This is a genomic window from Mesorhizobium abyssinicae (assembly GCF_049887195.1).
Taxonomy (GTDB): Bacteria; Pseudomonadota; Alphaproteobacteria; order Rhizobiales; family Rhizobiaceae; genus Mesorhizobium; species Mesorhizobium abyssinicae.
In genome coordinates this window covers 236,365-255,916 of record NZ_JARAKC010000004.1, presented here as the reverse complement: position 1 = coordinate 255,916, position 19,552 = coordinate 236,365, and the positions used below count along the sequence as shown (strand labels likewise).

Genomic DNA, 19,552 nt, shown 5'->3' with positions numbered 1-19,552 from the left:
CCCTTGTGACCCATTCCAGATTTTCGCCCCGGCAAAAGCCGGATTCGAATCATGGCAACAGGGTAGCCGACGGATCGCCGTCCGAGAATCCCCATTCTGGGGAGATGTTGGATTTCAACAGATTAGCTTATGCCTCAGGCTCTCGGATGGCCGCGGCAGAGGAGGAAGGAGCATCGGGCCCGACAATGCCAAACGCCGCGCATCCGTTGGACACGCGGCGTCTTGTCGAGCCGAACCTTGATTGCAGTGGACGCTTTAGCGGCCGTCGGGCGTGCGCAGCCCGTACCACTTGTCCTTGACGGCGTTGTAGTGCTCTTCCGGCTTGTACTTCGTCACGTTGAGCGCGAGGCGATCGACCGACAGCCGGCCGGTCGCCGACAGGATGGCATAGCTCGCCACCACCACGTCGCGCTCCGAACTGGCAAGGTTGATCTTGGCGCTGATGACGGCGTTCTGCGCGTTCAGCACGTCGAGCGTGGTGCGCTGGCCGACATTGCGCTCCTCGATGACGCCGTTGAGCGCCAGTTGGGCCGCGGCGATGACCTGCCTGTTGGCGGCGACGCTTTGCTGCGCGGCTGTGTACTGCGTCCACGCCGAGGTCACGGCCTGGCGCACCTGATCGCGGCTGACATCGACCTCGATGCGGGCCTGGCTGAGCGATTCCTTCTTCTGTCGCACCAGTGCCGAGGTGCGGCCGCCCGAATAGATCGGGATGGTCAGCGTCGCGCCGATGCTGGCCGAATTGGTGGTGCCGTCCGACGTGCTCAGGGCACCGGGCACGGTGTTGCGATAGGCGCTGGAAACGCCGGCATTGGCGGAAAGCTGCGGCAGCAGCGCGCCTTCCTGCGACTTCACCGCGAACGCCGCCGCGTCGACCAGGTGCGCGGTGGCAAGGATAGCCGGATGCTCGGCCGAGGCGATGACGATCGCCGCGTCGAGGCTGGACGGCAAAAGCCTGGCCAGCGGCGCCGCTGCCTTGAGCTTGCCGGGCTCGTCGCCGACGATCTGGTGATAGGTCGCCGCACTGGCCAGCGCCTGGGCGCGGGCGGCGCTGAGCTGCGCCACGGCGGTCGAGCGCGAGGCATCGGCCTGGGCTACGTCGGTGCGCGTGCCTTCGCCGACCTCGAAGCGCGAGCGCGCGGCGCGCGCCTGCTCGGTCAGGAACTGCAGGTTCTGTTCGGTGAGCACCGCCACCTGGCGGTCGCGGATGACATCCATATAGGCGCTTGCCGCGTTGAACAGGATGTTTTCCTCGGTGTTGCGCAGGCTTTCGACCGAGGCCCGGACCTGGGCTTCCGCAGCCGCGACGTTGTTCCTGGTCTGGAACCCGTCGAACAGCGTCTGGTCGATCTGCACGCCGAAATTGCCGGTGGTGAGGCGCACACTCTGGTTGGTGCCGTTCAGATGGCTGCTCGAATAGTCGATGCTGCCGGAACCGGTAACGGTCGGGCGCCAGCCGGACTTGGCAATGGCCACGCCCTCGTCGGTGACGCGCACACCGGCGCGGGCGGAATTCAGCTGCGAATTGTTCTGGTAGGCCTTGGCAAGCGCGCCGGTGATGGTTTCCGCCGAGGCGGCCAGCGGCGAAAGCGCTGTCGCGGAAACCAGGATGGCGGCTAGAACAGTCTTGCGTACGGACGGCACGTAATATCCCTCATTCGTTTGCATGGGAACCGCGCCACGACAGTCGCTCATCCATGAGCAGCCGGCGCCGCGCTTCTATCGTTCCCCCGCTGACTGCCCCCGAGAATACATGGTTATGCGATCAGCAACGATTGTTCAAATGCAAGCGATCACGACAGCGCGTTCACTGCAAGGCAAAAACGCTCAGAATTCAAATGCGTGGGTACGTTCAAAGCCAGGTAGTGGCTTAATTGCCGCATTAAACGCGCGTCTGCCCGTTACAACCCCCCCCGCTTTGAAAAAGAGCCTGGCCACGCCCGAATTGCCCTGCCCTTCCACGGCGACGAGACGGCCTTCCTCCGCAAGCTGGTCGAGCAGCGCGGCCGGCACTTCCTCAACGCTGCCGCCGACGAAGATCACATTGTAGGGCGCCTTGGCGGCATGCCCCTGCGCCAACGGCCCGGTGACCACGGTCACGTTGTCGCAGGCCAGCGCCGAGAGCGCCGATCCGGCGATTTCCGCCAGCGCCGAATCGCTTTCCAGCGCAATCACGGAGCGGGCCAGCCGCGACAGAAGAGCGGCCGAATAGCCGGTGCCGCAGCCGACATCGAGCACCGAATCGCCGGCGCCGATCTCGGCCAGTTGCAAGAGCTTGGCCAGCGGCGAAGGCTCCATCAGATAGCGCGCGCCGCTGCCGTTGGCGCCGCTGGAGATGCGGATGTCCTCATCGATATAGGCAAGATCGCGCTGGCCGGCGCCGACAAAGCTCTCGCGCGGCACCGAAAGCATGGCATCGATCAACGGCGCGCTGGTCACGTCGGTGGTGCGGACCTGGCCATCGACCATCTTGACGCGGCGTTCGGAGAAATCAGCGCTCATCGTTCCAACCATTCCGCCCAACAAGGCCCGCCTGCCGCGCCACGACCGCGGTCCAATCCGACCGGAACGCCTGCTCCCCTAGGGAGCCCAGGCAACTGGAGGCCTCGCCCGGAATCGAACCGGGGTGCAAGGATTTGCAGTCCTCTGCGTAACCACTCCGCCACGAGGCCTCGTTGCTCCCGGCGTTCCGAGCGGACTCAATATGTTGGCGGTGAAAGGCCGTCAAGCGCCCGCGCGCCATTCCCGGCGCTTTCCTCATGCGAGCAGCGGACGCCGTTTCCGATCGGTTTCCAAGAGCACGCCGCCTCCGCCTGTGACGGAGCAACCCGGCTTGCGCCGCGGCGGCGTGAAGCGCCGCAACGCTTTTTCACGCCAGGTTCGATTCCGGGCGAGGCCTCCAGGGGATCTGCGAGAGGCCGGCAAAGCGCCCGGCCAAATCAATCCGGACGGCGCCGGCGTTCCCACCATACGACGAAGCGGCGCCGGTGGCGGCGCACCATGGCAAATTCGTAGGAAAGCACGAGCAATCCGATTGGAATCATCCAGAAGCCCAGGATGGGCAAGAAGCCGAGAATGCCGCCGAGAATCAGCACGACGCCGATGGCGATCCTGAGCCCGCGCGAGCGCGGCATGGTGAACTCACGGCCGAAGACCGTGATTTTCCGTGCCGGTGCGTCGTCGCCTGCTGCAGTCATCTCGATCTCGGTTCCCATCGATTAAAGCCATCGGCCGCCCAAGGCCGCAACGCCTTTCGCCGCCCTACGTTCCTTGCGGAACCGCTCATATGAGGAGCCCAGCCGTCGATTGCCAGAAAGCGCCATGCACAAAATGGCGGAAAAAAATGTGAAATGCTTCTTTGCAAAGCCGAAACGGGTTTGCTATAGGCTGCGCCACTCACACAAGAGCCTCTGTTCCCCGGTAGCTCAGTGGTAGAGCAACCGGCTGTTAACCGGTTGGTCGCTGGTTCGAATCCGGCCCGGGGAGCCAAGTTTTTCAAGGCATACAGCGGTTTCCAAATTGGCCGAAAAACGGCTGATCTACAGCATATCTACACAACTCGACTTCGCTAGGTGTCGATCTATGGGAATTCCTGATCAAGGGGCCGAGTCATGGCGGTGGACGAATGCGCCATCGGAGGCCCACAGCGCTCTGTAAACCTCTTCGCTCATATTTCATCGGGGCAACTTAAGAGCACTGCACTTAATCGGCATCTTGCGGATACGTTGTCCGGTGGCGGCAAAGATCGCATTGGCGACGGCCGGGACGATCGCTGAAGTTCCCGCTTCGCCCATTCCACCTGGCGCTTCGGTGCTGGGAATGATGTGGACCTCCACAGCCGGAGCTTCGTCGATCCGCAGAATTTCATATGCATCGAAGTTGGACTGTTCCACCCTTCCCTTTTTTATCGTGATCTCGCCATGAAGCGCCGCGGTGATGCCGAACATGACAGCGCTCTGAATCTGTGCCTCGATCGTATTGGGATTGACTGCTATTCCGCAGTCGACGGCGCATACCACCCGTCGGACTCGGACCTTGCCCTCCTTCGAGACTTCGACTTCGGCAACCTGTGCGAGATAGCTGGCAAATGCATGCTGGAGCGATGCACCGCGACCGACGCGTTCGGGCAGTTTCTCTCCCCAGCCCGCCTTTGCTGCTGCCAGTTGCAGCACGGCCTTCGCGCGAGGCGCTTTGTCGAGAAGAGACAGCCTGTAGGCTACGGGGTCCTGTCTCGCGGCAGCGGCAAGTTCATCCATGAAGCTCTCCGTCACGAAGACGTTGTGAGATGGCCCGACACTACGCCAAAAGGCAGTCGGTATGCCCGGAGGCTCCAGGCGAACGTATTCGACATGGAAATTAGGTAAGTCATAGACGAGATTGATCGCACCTTCGGTGGTATCGGGATCGAGCCCGTTCTTGAATGCTGGAGGCGCCCATCTTGCAATGATTGAGGAACCGGCAAAACGATTGTTCCAGGCGACCGGCCTTCCTTTTGCGTCGAGGGCAGCTGACAGCCGGTCGACGAACATTGGACGATACATGTCGTGTTGAATGTCTTCCTCGCGCGTCCATACGACCTTCACCGGGCCATCGACATGTTTGGCGATCTCCACGGCACGAGCGACGCCATCGACTTCGAGCCTCCGACCGAAACCGCCGCCGATCAGGTGATTGTGCACGACGACCTGATCCAGGGGCAGACCCGCCACCTTCGCGGCGACAGCCTGAGCTCGACCGAGGACCTGACTGCCCACCCAGATTTCGCAACCATCATTGCGCAGGTGGACGGTGCAATTCATCGGTTCCATCGTCGCATGCGCCAGAAACGGCACATGGTAGCTCGCTTCGACTTTGACAGCAGCGTTTGCCATCGCGGCATCAGTGTCGCCGGCAGTCGCAGCAACTACACCTGGCTTTACGACCGCCTGCTTGAGCATGTCAGCGAGGGCTTCCGTAGTCAGAGCGGCGTTGGGTCCGTCATCCCATTCAATCACTAGCGCATCGAGGCCCTTTTTCGCGGCACCCATGTGGTCCGCCACGACCGCGACGGCGTCGGCCAGCCGAACGATCTGCCGTACACCTCTCACCGCCTTTGCCGCGGTGTCTTCCACGCTTTTCACGCGACCGCCGAAGACAGGCGATTGCGATAGCGTCGCAATCTTCACGCCCGGCGGGCGGGCGTCGATGCCGTAGATTGCAGTGCCATTGACTTTCGCCGCTAGGTCCAGTCGCCTGGCCGGCGTGCCGATCAGTTTGAATTCTTGCGGCTGCTTCAGTGTAACGTTTTGCGGAACCGGCATTCGGGCCGCTTCCGAGGCCAATGCACCGTAGCTGAGACGTCGTCCCGTAGCCGCATGGACCACTTCTCCATGCTCCGCATGGCAACTGGTGGGATCGACGTCCCAACGCCTTGCTGCCGCCGAAACGATCATTTCACGCGCCGTCGCTCCGGCCTGGCGAAGTGGCTGCCAGGCTCCGCGGATCGCATTGGAGTTGCCTGTTGCCTGCACCCCAATCAGCGGGTTGACATACAGCTTCTCATTGGGCGGTGCATGTTCCAGACTCACCTGCTTCAGATCAACTTCCAACTCTTCAGAAATCAGCATCGGAATGGATGTATAGGTCCCCTGGCCCATCTCCACGTAAGGCATCGTCAGTATGATCTGCCCGTTGTTGTTGATTCGGATAAAGGCATTAGGCGAGAACGTCCCGGTATCGTCTTGCGCGGCTTCGCCGTTACCTAGGGGGAGACTAAGACTGAGAACTAGGCCTCCACCCACAGCCGCCGCTGCCTGCAAGAAGCTGCGCCTTGAGATGCCATCTACCCGACCTGATCGTGTGGAAGTTCGGAGTAAGTTAGGACTTATCATGATAGCCCCCGTTCAGCTTGCTGCAGCTAGCTTGATTGCATCGCGAATGCGGACGTAAGTGCCGCAGCGGCAGATGTTCCCCGACATAGCGTCGTTGATGTCGGCATCTGCCAAGTGCGGATTATTCGCGAGCAGTGCGGCTGCGGACATGATTTGCCCAGACTGGCAGTAACCGCATTGCGGCACCTCGAGATTTAGCCAGGCGCGTTGAACCTTGGCGCCGGCCTCGGTCGTGCCGATCGCCTCGATCGTAGTTATCGAGGACTCACCGATGCTGTCGATGGTGGTGATGCATGAGCGCACTGGCTCGCCGTCGACATGCACAGTGCACGCACCGCAGAGCGCCATGCCACATCCGAATTTCGTGCCTGTCATGCCGAGTACATCGCGCAACACCCATAGGATCGGTGTGTCACCGTCGACATCGACCTCATGGGACTGACCGTTGACTTTGATAGTGAACGGCATGGCTCTCTCCCTGAGCTTTCTCGCCAAGGCTGGTTGCCTCGGCATAACAGAGCATGCAGCGGGAGAGCGCCCTGGATCGATTATACAATGGTGTTGGCGATACGTTGGTCTCATTCCGGCCGGATGCCGTGGGATGTAGAACAAATAGGTCGCCCCTTCTGGAGAGAGCCGATGCATCCGCTACGAAAATTGCGAGAATCAGGTCGCCCTACGCCCGCTCAAGTAAGTGAGTTGCTTGCCGACAACATCGTATTCAACAGCCCGATCCTGGCGCGAGCGATCGAAGGGCGCGAAGCCATCGCGGCCATCTTTGCTCAGTCGAGCTCAACGCGAGGTTCGGGTGCCTACACCGCTGAGTACAAGATCGACGAGCGCACGACCTTCTTGCGCTGGGTCGGTACTATGGACGGCCACAAAATCGAGAGCCTCGAGGTCATAGTGGACGACGAGCAGGGCAGGATTGTAGAGCGCACAATTGCCCTTCGCCCCTATCCGGCGGTGAAACTGTTCCGCGACGCGATGTATGCAGCACTCAAGGACAAGCTGCCGCCCGACGTTTGGGATTACCCGGCGCAATGATACTCCTGCCCAGGCTGTGACAAATAGTATGCTCGCTGCGTGCTGGATAGCAGGGACGTAGTTTCAGCGGCTACTTCATTCAATTCGCCCGCAGTGCCAGACTCAGCGCTTCCTGCAAGGCTTCATCCGTAAATGGCTTGAACAGGCAGTCGATCGCGCCCTGCGCTACAAGGCGCGGCCGCAGCGTGTCGTCTCTGTGCGCGGTAACGAAAATGGTCGGGATCGCCTGGCGTCGGCGCTCCAGTTCACGTTGAAGCTCCGGTCCTGTCATGCCGGGCATTGCGACGTCGAGGATCAGGCACCTGGTCCAGTCGAGGCGATCGAATGCCAGGAATTCCTCCGCCGATGAAAACGCCTCCGCGCAGAATCCGAGCTCTCTAACCAGGTCGGGCAAAGACTCGCGAACGGACTCGTCGTCATCCACGATCGATATGAGCGGGTGCGAGGCCTTCATGGGCGTACCGCCGTAGTCGCTAGTGTCGCAACGGTTGCGGAATGATTGGGAAATGCGTTGCCAACGGCAGCGGCATCTCCGACATAGCAAGGGACCAAAAAAGAGAATGTCGCTCCTGGGCCGTTATTGGCTTGTGCCCAAAGTCGCCCGTTGTGCATCTCCACGATCGACTTGCTGACGGAGAGCCCGATACCCATTCCATCGCTTTTCGTCGTGTAGAACGCGTCGAACAAGCGGCCCGCCTCGTTTGGCTCAAACCCAACCCCGGTGTCGCGCACTGAAAGCAAAACCTGATCGTCTTCGGGGGCGGTGCGCACGACCACCACTCGCGCACGGTCGTCGACCGAGCTCATCGCGTCCGCGGCGTTGCGGATGAAATTCATGACGACTTGCTGCAGTTGAACTCGATCGCCGGCGACGTACGGGAGTCCTTCGGCCATTTCGGCCCGCAATGTCACACCATGGTGCCGCAGATCGCTCGATGAAAGCGCGATGACCTCACGCACGGCGTCATTGAGGTCGACGGGCTCAAAGGCGATAGCACGTTTGCTGAACAACTTGCGCAGTCTTGTAATTATGTCCGCTGCCCGCTGGGCGTCGCGTATCGTACGCCGCGCCGTTTCCTGCGCCCCATCGACGTTGGGTGGGTCTGCGCCGAGCATGCGAAGGCATGTGCTGGCGTTGGTGACAATGCCCGCCAACGGCTGGTTCACTTCGTGTGCAATTGACGCCGTCAAAGCGCCGAGACTCATGATGCGTGTAACTTGGGCAAGCTCGGATCGCAGCCGCTCAAGCGCCTCCTCCGACAGCCGCCGATGTGTTACGTCGATTATTGCTCCGAGATACTCGGCCTTGTCTTCGAGTTCGGGGGCACGTCGTGCGATCAAGTGTAGATGCTTGATCGATCGGTCGGGCAGGACAATTCGATATTGGTATTCGAATTCGGACTCGCCGCGTTTGGCTCGTTCGACCATGTCCAACATAACTGGCATGTCATCCGGATGGCAACGGCTCGACACCAAGTCCAATGTGACGACAGTGTCGGGCTTTAGCTCGAAAATTTTGTATAGTTGCTCCGATCCTGCGATCTGGCCACTCGCCAAATGCCAAGAAAAATTTCCCATCCGGGCGAGATGCTGACCTTCGGCCAAGAATGCCTCGCTTCGTTTCAGCGCGTCTTCAGCATGCTTTCGCTCGTCGATATCGACCATGAGGCAGTACCAACGCACGATGTTGCCAGTTGCATCACGAGCCGCATTGCCGCGAACCTGGACCCAGCGATAGGCGCCGTCGTAACGACGAAGCCGGGCCTCGAAATCGATCGGCAAGCCGCCCTCTAACGCACTCTTAAAGATGTTGATGCAACGCGCCAGATCGTCGGCATGAACCGTCCCATTAACTTCCCAGCGTGCAAAATCTTGAGGGGTTTGGCCCAGGTACTCCATCAACTGCTTGTTCAAACCTTCGACCTGCCGATCGGGTCCGAAGATTGCGACCAACCCGGGGATCGTGTCGACGATCATGCGCAGCTGGTGCTCGCTGTCTATCAGACGGTGTTCCGCACGCTTGAGATCCTCGATGTCACTGCTCACGCCGAACCAGCGTACGATCTTGCCCGAGTTGTCGTGCATAGGCGCGCGACGACCTTGGTGCCAGCGGTAAGTGCCGTCAGCCATCCGCACGCGATATTCACATTCGAATGGCTCACCCGTCGCCAGAGCAGTGCGCCATCGTTTCTCGGCGAGCGGAAGATCATCGGGATGAATGAGATCTCTCCAGTCGACTGCGCGGGCCGCTGCGCTGAGCTCAATGGCTTGCTTGTTTGCGGAAATGCGAACACCGGCAACGTCATAGATACCCACCCGGGCCGGAATGCTGTCGAGAATCTGGCTCGACTGACGTATCTGGTCTGCAAGAGCATCCTCAGCGCTCCTCCATTCGGCGCGCTGGAAATCCTCAACGTCCGTCGCAAGTAAGCACCAGTTGACGATTTGTCCTGCACTGTCATGCATGGGGCTGCAGTTGATGAGATGACGCCGATACTGCCCATCGTGACGTCGCAGACGGGCCTGTATGTCGCCAGCCTTCCCGGAAGCTAGAATTGCGCGCCAGCATTCGAGCAGATCCGAAACTTCGTCCGGGTGGGCTGCTGCCTGCCAATCCCGACCTCGAGCGCCGTCGGGACTTGGACCTGCGTACTCGGACCAACGGCGGTTGACCGAGTCAGCGCGACCCTCGGGGTCCACGGTCCATACCATGGCCGGCAACGCGTCCATCACGCGATCGAGACCGGTGCTCATTCGTATCCTTTCTTGGCGATGGACTATGAGCCCGTCTAGAACTTCATTCCATTGTGCTTAGGTGTCGGTTGCGCAAGGTGGCGCATCGGGCCGGGAGCACCTCACAAAGTAACGACCCGCACAGGGAAATAGGGGGGGATCCGGCGATTTGCGTTTCGCGATACTTGTCTAGTGCCTGATGTCTAGTTTTGCTGCGATGGTAACAAGATCGGCAAGCGATGTAACATTCATCTTGCGCATAACACGGCCCCGATGCGCCTTAACCGTGATCTCGCTGATGCCGAGTTCGAAAGCCACCTGTTTGTTCAAAAGACCTGAGACGACAAGTGCCATAACTTCCTGCTCGCGACGTGACAGCGATGCATGCCGATCCACCAGCGAGCGCATTTCCGTTTGAAGTGCGAGCGAAACTCGGCTGCGCTCAAGAGCCTGTTCGATAGCGTGGAACAAAACTTCGTCCGAAAACGGCTTTGTGAGAAATTCAACGGCGCCGGCCTTCATCGCCCTCACCGTCATCGGCACATCGCCATATCCCGTAAGGAAAATGATCGGCATTTCCGACCGCTCGGTGGACACCATGCTCTGCAGATCGAGACCATTGAGATCGGGCAGGTTGACGTCGAGTATGAGGCAGTTTGGGACGGAAGCGCGCGGATGGTTCAGGAACTCCTGCGCGGACGCGAAAATCCTCGGCTCCCAACCTGCCGATCGGACCACCAGTTCCAGGGATTCACGAACAGAGATGTCGTCGTCGACGACGAACACGATCGGCGTTTCTTGTGCCATCGGTGCAGAGCTCCCCTCATTTCGCAGTGTCTCGGAATACATCGCAACCATCCTCCGATGTGCTTGGTTGCATCGAGCTCGCCTTATTGAAACGCGAGACTCAACGCGTTCTTGAGCTCCGTATCGCCGAAAGGCTTGAACAGACACTCGATCGCGCCGAGACCAATCAAGTCCTGGCGCACCGTATCACCTCTTTGGGCTGTAATGAAAACGATTGGGATTGCGCGGCCCGAGCGCGCCAATTCCTGGAACAGCTCGGGCCCCGTCATGCCCGGCAAGCCCACGTCAAGGACTAAGCATTTAGCATTGTCGATACCGTCCGACGCGAGAAAGCTCTCGGCCGAAGAGAAAGCTGCAGCCCGATAGCCAAGCTCGTTGAGCAGGTCAGGCAAGGATTCGCGCACCGACTCGTCGTCGTCGACAACCGCGACAAGTGGACGTGAAGCGCTCGTACGACCTCCACTACCGCTCGCCATTGCCGCCTCCCATCTCAAGGGAGGCACTGGCTTCGAATGTCGCTCCATTTCCGGGTGACCTCCAAGGGCCATAGCTTGCTAGCAACGTCCGCCGTTGATCCATCATGGGTTGAAAATTTCGGAATCCTGGCGGCGATTCCCTGAGAGCAGGGCCAACAAGTTCGGGGATTGGCGAACGGAGTCGCGGCGCTCTCAACATCGTACCGTCGGACCAGCAGCAGCTAAATTTCAGAACCATAGTCGTCCTTTCAGGTACGCGTACGTGCCTATGAAATGCGCCTTTCCTTGTCTACGTCTATTGTCCCTTGGTGTCGGTCTTCGATCTTTTCACGCCAGATCAAGTGAACCAATACGAAGGGATCGCAGACACCTTTGTGCAATGGATTTGCCGCCCCTGTTGGTCGAAGTCTGATCATCAGGTTCAGGCGCGAAGGCAGAGGAGGAAGACATGTCACCGAACGCAGTATCATCCGTATTGGGTGGTCGCCCTCGAGGCATGGTCGACTGTGACGATCTGGCGGCAGATAGACGAGCAGCTTCGCGAGCCCCGCGATCCGTGTTTCTCGCACGATCTCCTTCAGCAGACGGCGAGACGGTCGAAATGACTGGAACGACCATCGTTCGAGCACCCATTCAGGACATCGACCTGGCCAAATGGTTCCACGGTTCCATCGAACGTGACAGACCTGTCGCAAGCGATCTGACCCCAGATTTCATCAGGACTCCGGATGGCAAGCTCATGTCGATACAGGTCGAGCTCATTGGAGGCAGCCTGGTGACGCACTACTATGTCGAGACAAATGCCAGAAGAGACAAGCTGGTGCTGGAATCGCGTTCGGATCTGGTTACAGCTCGAGGACCAACGTCGGTCCACATCCATTGGGAAATAAGCGTAACGGCCGTGGATGGCGGAAGGTCCAAGCTCACAAACCACGTACGATCAAACGCTTCCAGGGCCTTCATGTCCTTCCTCGAGAGACAGGACATCGAAATTGACGCGTTTCGCTCGCAACGGCTGCCGACACCGGGCCTCGGAGCGCTGGCAACCAATATACGGCGGGCGGCCGTGGGCGCCTGAGCCAACACCTTCGATAGTCTGTGTTAATGGGCTCGCTGCTCTAGGCGAAGCCGCGAGCTTTTCGCACGACGGCGCGAAACAACCTTCGCAGGATGGCATCAAACGAAGCGCCGATCCTCGCATGTCGGGCCCCGCGGACAGCTTCCTAGACTAGAATAGCATGCCGGAGCATAATGAGCGTTTATTGCGCTGGCGCAGGTCGCGCACGCGAGGGGATGACATGGAAGTGGATCTCGGCAGCGTCTTTGACGCGCTACCGGCCATGATCTGGCTGGCTCTTCCTGACGGGTCGATCGATTTCGTCAATCGACGCTGGTCTGAATACGTTGGCCTTGGCTTGAAAGACGTCCGTGGATCGGAATGGCAGGCTTTCGTCGACCCAGATGACCTTGACCATTTGCTCGATAAATGGCGGACGATCCTGGCATCCGGGGCGACCGGAGAGATGGAGGTGCGTGTCAGGCGCTTCGACGACCAGTTTCGCAGCGTTCTGTTCCAATGCTCTCCAATCCGCGACGCAGCCGGCAGCATCCAGAAATGGTGCGGAACGGCAACGGATGTCGAGGACATTCGACGTGCGGAGGAACAGCTGCGGCGTCGTGAGCTCGATTTTCAGAACATCGTCGACAGCGTTCCCATTCCTGTCGCGGTGACGACGCCCTCTGGCGAAGTCGAAGGACTCAATCAACTCACGCTCGACTATTTCGGCAAATCGCTCGATGAACTCAAAGGGTGGAAGAGTTCGGATGTGGTGCATCCGGAAGATTTGGAACGAACGATCACTGCCCAAATGGACGCGCACCGTAGAAGTGTTCCCTACAACATCGAGAGCCGGCATCGCGGCGCCGACGGTTTCTACCGTTGGTACAATGTACTGGGCCTGCCTCTTCGAGATGCGGCAGGCAGTATCGTCCGCTGGCTGCACCTGCTGATCGACATCGAGGACCGAAAGCTGGCCGAGCGAAATTCGAGGCTGATCTTCGATACGATCCCGGCAGGGCTTAGCGTCCTGTCGCCAACGGGCGAAGTTTTGGCGATGAACGCTCGGCAGCTCGAATATTTCGGTAAATCGCAAGAGGAAATGAAACAGTGGGAAACCGCGAACGTCGTCCACCCAGACGACCTCCAGCGCGTCATTCAAAATAGGCAGATCTTCATCGCAGCGGGGGCTTCCTACGACACGGAGCAAAGGCTTCGCGGCAAAGACGGGTCTTATCGTTGGTTTCGCGTTAGCGGTTGGCCCGTCCGAGACGCCGAAAACCGGATCATCGGGCGATACGCCCTGCACATCGACATCGATGAGAAGAAACGCGCAGAAGAGGCGCTCGCCGCCAGCGAACGCAGTTTGAAGACAACGATCGACACCATTCCGGCATTGGCATGGTGCGCGCACACTGACGGAAGTGCCGAATTTTTCAACCAGCACTATCTTGATTATATCGGGATGTCCGCTGATCAGGCTCAGGGCTGGGGGTGGACAGCTACGGTTCACCCGGATGATATGCCAACGCTCGCTGGCGCTTGGCAGACGATTTTGGCATCGGGCGCCCCAGGGGAGGCAGAGGCTCGCCTTCGTCGTCACGACGGCAGTTATCGATTGTTCCTCTTTCGCGCCAATCCGCTCCGCGACGACAAGGGTAACGTCGTCAAATGGTATGGGGTGAACATCGATATCGAAGAACGCAAGCGCAGCGAGGAAGGTTTTCGGACCATCGTTGAGACCACTCCCGAGTGCGTCAAAGTGGTTGCCCGCGACGGAACCGTGCTAAGAACGAACCAGGCTGGCGCAATGATGGCTGGAGTGCCCAGTCCGGAGGATGTGGCGGGGCACAACTTCTTCGATTTTGTCGTGCCGGAGCATCGGCAGCAGTATCGGGAGTTTCACGAGCGCGTCTGTGCCGGAGAGAAAGGCTTCCTGGAATTTGATCTCGTGAGCATAAACGGGGTTCGCCGGCATATGGAAACCCATGGCGCTCCCATGTTCGACCGTGATGGATCGATCGTGCAACTTGGAGTAACCCGCGATATCACCGAGCGTAAGAAGGCCGAAGAGAAGTTGCGGCGCAGCGAAGCATTCCTCGCCGAAGGCCAGCAATTAGCTCGAATGGGCAATTTTTCGTGGCTGGTTGCCACAGGCGAGATCGTTTGGTCAGACCAACTTCGCCGCATCTTCGCCTTCGATGCAGAAGAGCCTGTGACAATGGACCTTGTCGCGTCCCGAGTTCATCCGGATGACTTGCCTCTCATGGCAGAGTTTTTGCAAGGTGCACAACGCGGCGATCGGGACCTGGACTATCAGCATCGGATCATTCTGCCGGACGGCACGGTCAAGTACCTGCATCTGATCGCGCATCTGGCGGGAGATTCGCCTGAGCGACTTGAATACATCGGAGCTGTTTTGGACGTAACCCAGCGCAGGCTGGCAGAAGAGGCGCTCGGCAAGGCCCAATCAGAACTGGCCCGCGTCACGAGGGTCACAAGTCTGGGAGTGTTGACCGCGTCGATCGCACATGAAGTCAACCAACCGCTTTCGGGCATCGTCACAAATGCCAGCACCTGCCTTAGAATGCTGTCTGCCAATCCGCCAAACATAGAAATGGCGCAGGAGACCGCACGTCGCACCATCCGCGACGGCAACCGCGCCGCCGAAATGATCGCACGATTGCGCTCGCTTTTCAGCAAGAAGACCGTCCAGATCGAACCTGTCGACCTGAACGAGGTGGTGCGCGAGGTCATCGCCCTGGCACGCAATGACCTGCAGCGCGATCAGGTTGTTCTGCGCACTGAACTCGCGAACGGCATTAGACCTGTTGGCGGCGACCGTGTGCAGCTCCAGCAGGTGATCATGAATTTGCTGCGCAATGCTTCAGAAGCGATGACGGAAGTCGATGACCGTCCGAGGCGTTTGCTCGTTCGAACCGAGCCCGCCGAGAACTATCAGGTCAAGTTGACGGTTCAGGACGCCGGCGCCGGCTTCGGGCCGGAGGGAACAGCCCGCCTCTTCGAGACCTTCTATACAACGAAGAGCGATGGGATGGGGATTGGGCTATCCATCAGCCGATCGATCGTCGAGAGTCTGGGCGGGCGTCTATGGGCTGAACAGAATGTTGGACCAGGAGCCACATTCTCTTTCTCTATCCCCGAGCATTCCGGGGACGAATTCCAGAACAATCTTACGTTGCATCCCTTCGTCAGCAAGGCGAGAGGGGCGACTGAATTGCCTGCCAAGCACCACTGACAAGGGCATGAACGATCCGGCTGGAAGGTGAGGCCCCGCTCGTGGAGCGCAACTGTCGCGCGGCGCTTTCCGATTGAGTAGGTCAGTCATTCCGAGAAAGCAGAATTCTACTTCGGCAGCGATCTCGCTAGTTCGCCGTCACGACAATAGGGAATATGTCGCGGGTCCTTTCGCGGCCGCGCAGCGCGTTTACCCGAGATGGTGGAGGTCCAAGGCATTCAAAATGCTGACCTCGCGACGCGGGCTTCCGTACGTGAGGGACTTCGGCTCGAACTATTTGAGCAACGGACTTGACACCGTTAAGATGACCGGTCATATTGATGCTTGAGATAGCGATCTGGAGGAAGGTCTGGTGCCACGGCCAAGCGTTAAGGAAAAGCTGATCGATGCGGGGCTAAGAACGCTGCATAAACGCGGCTTCAACGGCTGTGCCGTGCAGGATATCACCGAAGCAGCGGGCGTTCCCAAGGGCTCTTTCTACAACCATTTCCCAAGCAAGGAAGTTCTCGGACTTGAGGCCTTGGAGCGCTACTGGCAGGGCAGCGCATCGCGGCGCGCGATCCTTGGCGACGAGACGTTGTCCCCTGTGGAGCGCCTCCGCCGGCATTTCAACTCCTTATCCGAGGCAGTGAGCCGGTACGACTTTGAGAAAGGCTGCTTGATCGGGAATTTTAGCGCCGAGCTGCCCGACCAGAGTCCGCCGATCCGCGACGGCCTAGCGGTTATCTACGCTGGCTGGACGTGTGCGATCGAGATCTGCGTGCGGGAAGCGCAGCAGACGGGCCAACTTAGGACCGGAGCAGATCCTGCAGCCGTTGCCGCCTTCCTAGTGAACGCCTGGGAAGGCGCAGTCCTTCGAGCCAAGGTCGACAAGCATGGCGAAGCTCTGGAACAGTTCGACGAAGTGGTGTTCGCCGGCCTTTTCGTCTGAGCATAAGCTCAGGGCGAAGGGTGGTATTTTCGCAATACATGTCAAGATGACCGGTCACATTGAGAGTAGGACCCATGAACCCATCATCAACATCACTGTTTGATCCCTGGCGTATTGGACCGCACGCGTTGAGCCATCGGGTTGTTATGCCACCGCTCACCCGCATGCGAGCTGGACTGGCCGATGGCGTGCCCTCGCCGTTTGCTCCCACGTATTACGCGCAGCGTGCCAGCGAGGGCGGTTTCCTGATCGGCGAGGCGACACAAATATCCAAGCAAGGTCAGGGCTATCCGGGCACTCCTGGCATCTACTCGTCGGCCCAGGTTGATGCGTGGCGAAAGGTGACACGGGCGGCAAAGGCGAAAGGCGCCGTGATTTTTCTTCAGCTTTGGCACGTTGGCCGGATTTCGCATTCGTCCCATCAGCCGGACGGCAAACCGCCGGTCGCGCCGTCTGCAATGCGGCCGCAGGGGAAGGCGTTCGATGCAGCGTGGAACCGCGTGCCCTACGAGACGCCGCGCGCGCTCGCAATCAAGGAGATCGCCGCGATCGTTGCGGACTATCGGAGCGCCGCTGCAAACGCGCACGATGCGGGCTTCGACGGGGTCGAGCTCCATGGCGCGAACGGCTACCTGCTCGATCAGTTTCTGGAAGACAGCACCAATCTCAGACAAGATCGCTATGGCGGCGCGATCGAGAACCGCACGCGTCTCCTGCTTGAGGCGATTGACGCAGTGAGCGAGGTCTGGGGCGCGGATAGGGTCGGAGTGCGCCTGTCACCGTTCGGGACCGTCGGCGACATCGCCGACAGCGATCCGCAGCGGTTGTTCGAGCAAGTCATCAAAGCGCTCGCCCAGCGTGGTATCGCCTATCTGCACCTGATCGAGCCGCGGGCCAACGCAGGCATCCGCGACGACCTGAACCTCGCTGCACCGCCCTCTGTCGCCGCCCTATTCCGGCACGCCTTCAATGGGCCATTAATCGCCTCCGGGGGTTTCGATCGCATATCGGCGCTCGCCGCCGTCGAAAGCGGCATCGCTGATGCTGTCGCTTTCGGGCGCGCCTTCATCGCCAATCCCGATCTGCCGCAGCGCCTGGCGATGAACGCCCCGCTCAACACTTACGACCAGCGCACGGTCTACGGCGGCGCAGCGCGAGGGTACACGGACTATTCCGCGTGGAAGCAGAACGCCGCTTAAGGAGCATGCCATGAGCAACAACTATCCTTCCATCAATCGCCAAGTGATACTGAAAGCGCGCCCCAAAGGCATGCCGACGCAGGAGGATTTTGGGCTGATAGAGGCTCCAATCCCGAAGCCGGGTCCCGGACAGGTCCTGGTGCGGAATCTGCTGTTGTCGCTCGACCCCTACATGCGCGGGATCATGGATGAAGGAGAGTCCTATCAGTCGCCCGTTCCGCTCGGCGAGGTGATGCGGGGCCACACTGTTTCGCAGGTCGTAACCTCGCGAGCAGAGGGCTTTGTGGACGGCGACATCGTGTTTTGCGCGGGGCAGTGGCAGGACTATTCCGTCCAAAACCCTCAAGGTGCGCCGCCGCCGCGCAAGATCGATGTTGTAGCTGCGCCCGCGGCGGCGTGGCTGGGGCCGATGGGGCTGCCTGGGTGGACAGCCTACGTGGGGCTTTTCGACCTTAGCGCGCCCAGGCCCGGCGAAACGCTTGTCGTATCAGCGGCCTCGGGCGCAGTGGGCTCGCTCGTTGGTCAGCTGGCAAAAAGCCAGGGCCTACGCGTTGTGGGCATCGCCGGTGGCCCCAGCAAATGCGCCTACGCGGTGAAAGAGCTGAGGTTCGACGCCTGCGTTGATTACAAGGCGCCCGACTTTGCGAAGGCGTTGGCGGGTGCCTGTCCGAGTGGCATCGACATCGACTTCGAGAACGCGGGTGGCCCAGTGTTGGAAGCGATATGGCCACTGCTCAATCCCGGCGCGCGCGTCGTGGTCTGCGGCTTGATTGCCCAATACAACGCCACAACGGCCGTGCCGGGGCCTGACCTGACATGGCTGCTGAAGCGGCGTATCACCATGCGCGGCTTCATAATTAGTGATCACCGCGAGCGCCTGCCGAAGGCCATCGGCGACATGCTGGACTGGTATCGCAACGGCAAGCTCACGTTTCGGGAGGACGTGGTCGAGGGCTTGGAGAACGCACCGGAAGTCTTCATCGGCATGCTGCAGGGGCGCAATTTCGGGAAGCTGCTGGTGCGGCTGAATGAACCGCAATGAGCGACCTCATTGAAGCCTCGACGATTGCGTTCGTGCCAGCGGAAGTGCCTGCCGTGTTCGTTGCGTGCCCGTCGCGCGTGGCTCGCGCACCAGATCTCCCTTCCAGCGTCTCGATCGCCAGGCGGTCGCGGAAACTGTTACGCCAAATTGGCTCACCGAAGGGCGACGGTGGGGAATTCCTCGTGCAGCGACACCGTCATTCGCCTGGGCGCAGCGTCCTGGACCAGGCCCTTGAGTGCCCACAGGCCGCTCCCTGTCACGATTTGCGCGCGGACCGTGCTGAATGAGTTCCGGCGAGGTAGCCCGCCATGCGCTTCCAGGACGCTGTTCAGGAGTTCGTTCATGGCCAATCACCAAGTTTCACCCAAGAAATCCGGAGACGCCGTCCCACAGTAGTTTCAGCGCGGTCACGACGAGCAGGGAATAGCAGGCCCGGTAGAGTTGACGCTGGCCAAGCTTGCCGTGAAAGCGCCAGCCGAGCCAGACGCCGGCGGGAATAGCGAGCAGGCAGATCGCCATCAGCGTCCAAACATTGGCCGCGGGTTTCGCCAGAAACAGCCAGGGCGCGGCCTTGATCGCATTGCCCACTGTGAAAAACAGGCTGGTCGTGCCCGCATACATTTGCTTGCTCAGTCCCAGCGGTAGCAGATAGATCGCCAGCGGCGGTCCGCCGGAATGCGCCACCATTGTGGTGACACCGGAAGTGAATCCCGCCGCGATTGCTTTCGGCGTTGAGCGCGGCCGGACGGTCACCTCGGCGCCGCCCCCAAACCAGAGGCCGACAAAGATCAAGGTGATCGCCGCCATCAAAATGGATATGGCACGGTGGTCAAGCACACCAAACAACGAGAAGCCGAGCCCGATCCCCACGACAAGTCCTGGTAGCAGCAACGCCAGGTCCGGCCTCGACCATGTCGAGGGTTTCCAGTAGCGCAGGGCGACGAGATCCATCGCCACGAACAATGGCGCCAGCAGGCCGCCGGCGGTCACCGGATCCATCACCAGCGACACGACCGGGATGCCGATGATCGCAAACCCGCCCCCGAACGCGCCCCGCATGAAGCTGATCAGGAACACCGCGGCAAAAGCGACAATGATTGTGGTGGCGGTTAACTCCAAGCGTCCGACTCC

17 protein-coding genes and 2 tRNA genes are annotated in these 19,552 nt (G+C 60.0%); 7 read left to right on the top strand and 12 right to left on the bottom strand.

Going from position 1 to position 19,552, the window contains the following annotated elements; translation table 11 throughout:
* Window positions 1–255 precede the first annotated feature (255 nt).
* From PU724_RS11600 to PU724_RS11585, 4 genes are all read right to left on the bottom strand, one after another.
* The gene (locus PU724_RS11600) at window positions 256–1,644 is read right to left on the bottom strand and encodes a TolC family outer membrane protein (protein WP_127283802.1); all 1,389 of its coding nucleotides are present in this window, start codon (window positions 1,642–1,644) and stop codon (window positions 256–258) included.
* A gap of 183 nt (window positions 1,645–1,827) precedes the next feature.
* Window positions 1,828–2,502, bottom strand: a complete 675-nt coding sequence (locus PU724_RS11595) for a protein-L-isoaspartate O-methyltransferase family protein (RefSeq protein ID WP_128276172.1) — start codon at window positions 2,500–2,502, stop codon at window positions 1,828–1,830.
* A 96-nt stretch (window positions 2,503–2,598) separates the two neighbouring features.
* A tRNA-Cys gene (locus PU724_RS11590) sits at window positions 2,599–2,672 on the bottom strand.
* Between the two features lie 267 nt (window positions 2,673–2,939).
* The gene (locus PU724_RS11585; RefSeq protein ID WP_407045990.1) at window positions 2,940–3,215 is read right to left on the bottom strand and encodes a hypothetical protein; all 276 of its coding nucleotides are present in this window, start codon (window positions 3,213–3,215) and stop codon (window positions 2,940–2,942) included.
* A gap of 199 nt (window positions 3,216–3,414) precedes the next feature.
* On the opposite strand from PU724_RS11585, the gene PU724_RS11580 reads away from it, so the two are divergent.
* Window positions 3,415–3,489 (top strand) — tRNA-Asn (locus tag PU724_RS11580).
* Window positions 3,490–3,674: 185 nt separating this feature from the next.
* Here the strand turns inward: PU724_RS11580 and PU724_RS11575 are convergent.
* On the bottom strand, window positions 3,675–5,870 hold the full coding sequence (locus tag PU724_RS11575) for a xanthine dehydrogenase family protein molybdopterin-binding subunit (protein ID WP_354422138.1): 2,196 nt from the start codon (window positions 5,868–5,870) through the stop codon (window positions 3,675–3,677).
* Between the two features lie 12 nt (window positions 5,871–5,882).
* Complete coding sequence (locus PU724_RS11570) at window positions 5,883–6,338, bottom strand: (2Fe-2S)-binding protein (protein WP_354422140.1); 456 nt, start codon at window positions 6,336–6,338, stop codon at window positions 5,883–5,885.
* Window positions 6,339–6,569: 231 nt separating this feature from the next.
* On the opposite strand from PU724_RS11570, the gene PU724_RS11565 reads away from it, so the two are divergent.
* Entirely contained in the window at window positions 6,570–6,917 is a 348-nt protein-coding gene (locus PU724_RS11565) for a hypothetical protein (RefSeq protein ID WP_426213193.1), read from the top strand.
* A 79-nt stretch (window positions 6,918–6,996) separates the two neighbouring features.
* Here PU724_RS11565 and PU724_RS11560 read toward each other — a convergent pair whose 3' ends face one another.
* The 4 genes from PU724_RS11560 to PU724_RS11545 form a co-directional block, all read right to left on the bottom strand.
* The gene (locus PU724_RS11560) at window positions 6,997–7,371 is read right to left on the bottom strand and encodes a response regulator (RefSeq protein ID WP_354422143.1); all 375 of its coding nucleotides are present in this window, start codon (window positions 7,369–7,371) and stop codon (window positions 6,997–6,999) included.
* Window positions 7,368–9,671, bottom strand: a complete 2,304-nt coding sequence (locus PU724_RS11555) for a PAS domain-containing protein (RefSeq protein WP_354422145.1) — start codon at window positions 9,669–9,671, stop codon at window positions 7,368–7,370. Before PU724_RS11555 ends, PU724_RS11560 begins: the two co-directional genes overlap by 4 nt.
* Window positions 9,672–9,839: 168 nt before the next feature.
* Entirely contained in the window at window positions 9,840–10,499 is a 660-nt protein-coding gene (locus PU724_RS11550; protein ID WP_354422147.1) for a response regulator transcription factor, read from the bottom strand.
* Between the two features lie 41 nt (window positions 10,500–10,540).
* On the bottom strand, window positions 10,541–10,933 hold the full coding sequence (locus PU724_RS11545) for a response regulator transcription factor (RefSeq protein WP_354422149.1): 393 nt from the start codon (window positions 10,931–10,933) through the stop codon (window positions 10,541–10,543).
* Between the two features lie 601 nt (window positions 10,934–11,534).
* Between PU724_RS11545 and PU724_RS11540 the strand changes: the two genes are divergently transcribed.
* The 5 genes from PU724_RS11540 (at window position 11,535) to PU724_RS11520 (ending at window position 18,421) form a co-directional block, all read left to right on the top strand.
* On the top strand, window positions 11,535–12,011 hold the full coding sequence (locus PU724_RS11540) for a hypothetical protein (protein WP_354422150.1): 477 nt from the start codon (window positions 11,535–11,537) through the stop codon (window positions 12,009–12,011).
* A gap of 220 nt (window positions 12,012–12,231) precedes the next feature.
* On the top strand, window positions 12,232–15,249 hold the full coding sequence (locus tag PU724_RS11535; protein WP_354422152.1) for a PAS domain S-box protein: 3,018 nt from the start codon (window positions 12,232–12,234) through the stop codon (window positions 15,247–15,249).
* A 352-nt stretch (window positions 15,250–15,601) separates the two neighbouring features.
* A complete protein-coding gene (locus PU724_RS11530; RefSeq protein ID WP_354422154.1) occupies window positions 15,602–16,180 on the top strand; it encodes a TetR/AcrR family transcriptional regulator in 579 nt (192 codons plus the stop codon).
* 74 nt (window positions 16,181–16,254) lie between these two features.
* Complete coding sequence (locus PU724_RS11525) at window positions 16,255–17,379, top strand: alkene reductase (protein ID WP_354422155.1); 1,125 nt, start codon at window positions 16,255–16,257, stop codon at window positions 17,377–17,379.
* A 10-nt stretch (window positions 17,380–17,389) separates the two neighbouring features.
* Window positions 17,390–18,421, top strand: a complete 1,032-nt coding sequence (locus tag PU724_RS11520) for an NADP-dependent oxidoreductase (protein WP_354422157.1) — start codon at window positions 17,390–17,392, stop codon at window positions 18,419–18,421.
* Between the two features lie 152 nt (window positions 18,422–18,573).
* On the opposite strand, the gene PU724_RS11515 is transcribed toward PU724_RS11520, so the two are convergent.
* Window positions 18,574–18,765: a hypothetical protein gene (locus tag PU724_RS11515; RefSeq protein ID WP_354422159.1), complete on the bottom strand. Its 192-nt coding sequence runs from the start codon at window positions 18,763–18,765 to the stop codon at window positions 18,574–18,576.
* A 16-nt stretch (window positions 18,766–18,781) separates the two neighbouring features.
* Entirely contained in the window at window positions 18,782–19,540 is a 759-nt protein-coding gene (locus PU724_RS11510; RefSeq protein WP_354422161.1) for a sulfite exporter TauE/SafE family protein, read from the bottom strand.
* Between the last annotated feature and the right edge of the window lie 12 nt (window positions 19,541–19,552).

Bases quoted from the DNA above. Each gene is read 5' to 3' on its own strand.
- PU724_RS11535 (WP_354422152.1), top strand. From the start codon at position 12,232: ATGGAAGTGGATCTCGGCAGCGTCTTTGACGCGCTACCGGCCATGATC.
- PU724_RS11585 (WP_407045990.1), bottom strand. From the start codon at position 3,215: ATGGGAACCGAGATCGAGATGACTGCAGCAGGCGACGACGCACCGGCA.
- PU724_RS11560 (WP_354422143.1), bottom strand. From the start codon at position 7,371: ATGAAGGCCTCGCACCCGCTCATATCGATCGTGGATGACGACGAGTCC.
- PU724_RS11550 (WP_354422147.1), bottom strand. From the start codon at position 10,499: ATGTATTCCGAGACACTGCGAAATGAGGGGAGCTCTGCACCGATGGCA.
- PU724_RS11515 (WP_354422159.1), bottom strand. From the start codon at position 18,765: ATGAACGAACTCCTGAACAGCGTCCTGGAAGCGCATGGCGGGCTACCT.
- PU724_RS11545 (WP_354422149.1), bottom strand. From the start codon at position 10,933: ATGGCGAGCGGTAGTGGAGGTCGTACGAGCGCTTCACGTCCACTTGTC.
- PU724_RS11555 (WP_354422145.1), bottom strand. From the start codon at position 9,671: ATGAGCACCGGTCTCGATCGCGTGATGGACGCGTTGCCGGCCATGGTA.
- PU724_RS11575 (WP_354422138.1), bottom strand. From the start codon at position 5,870: ATGATAAGTCCTAACTTACTCCGAACTTCCACACGATCAGGTCGGGTA.
- PU724_RS11525 (WP_354422155.1), top strand. From the start codon at position 16,255: ATGAACCCATCATCAACATCACTGTTTGATCCCTGGCGTATTGGACCG.
- PU724_RS11520 (WP_354422157.1), top strand. From the start codon at position 17,390: ATGAGCAACAACTATCCTTCCATCAATCGCCAAGTGATACTGAAAGCG.
- PU724_RS11595 (WP_128276172.1), bottom strand. From the start codon at position 2,502: ATGAGCGCTGATTTCTCCGAACGCCGCGTCAAGATGGTCGATGGCCAG.
- PU724_RS11570 (WP_354422140.1), bottom strand. From the start codon at position 6,338: ATGCCGTTCACTATCAAAGTCAACGGTCAGTCCCATGAGGTCGATGTC.
- PU724_RS11540 (WP_354422150.1), top strand. From the start codon at position 11,535: ATGACTGGAACGACCATCGTTCGAGCACCCATTCAGGACATCGACCTG.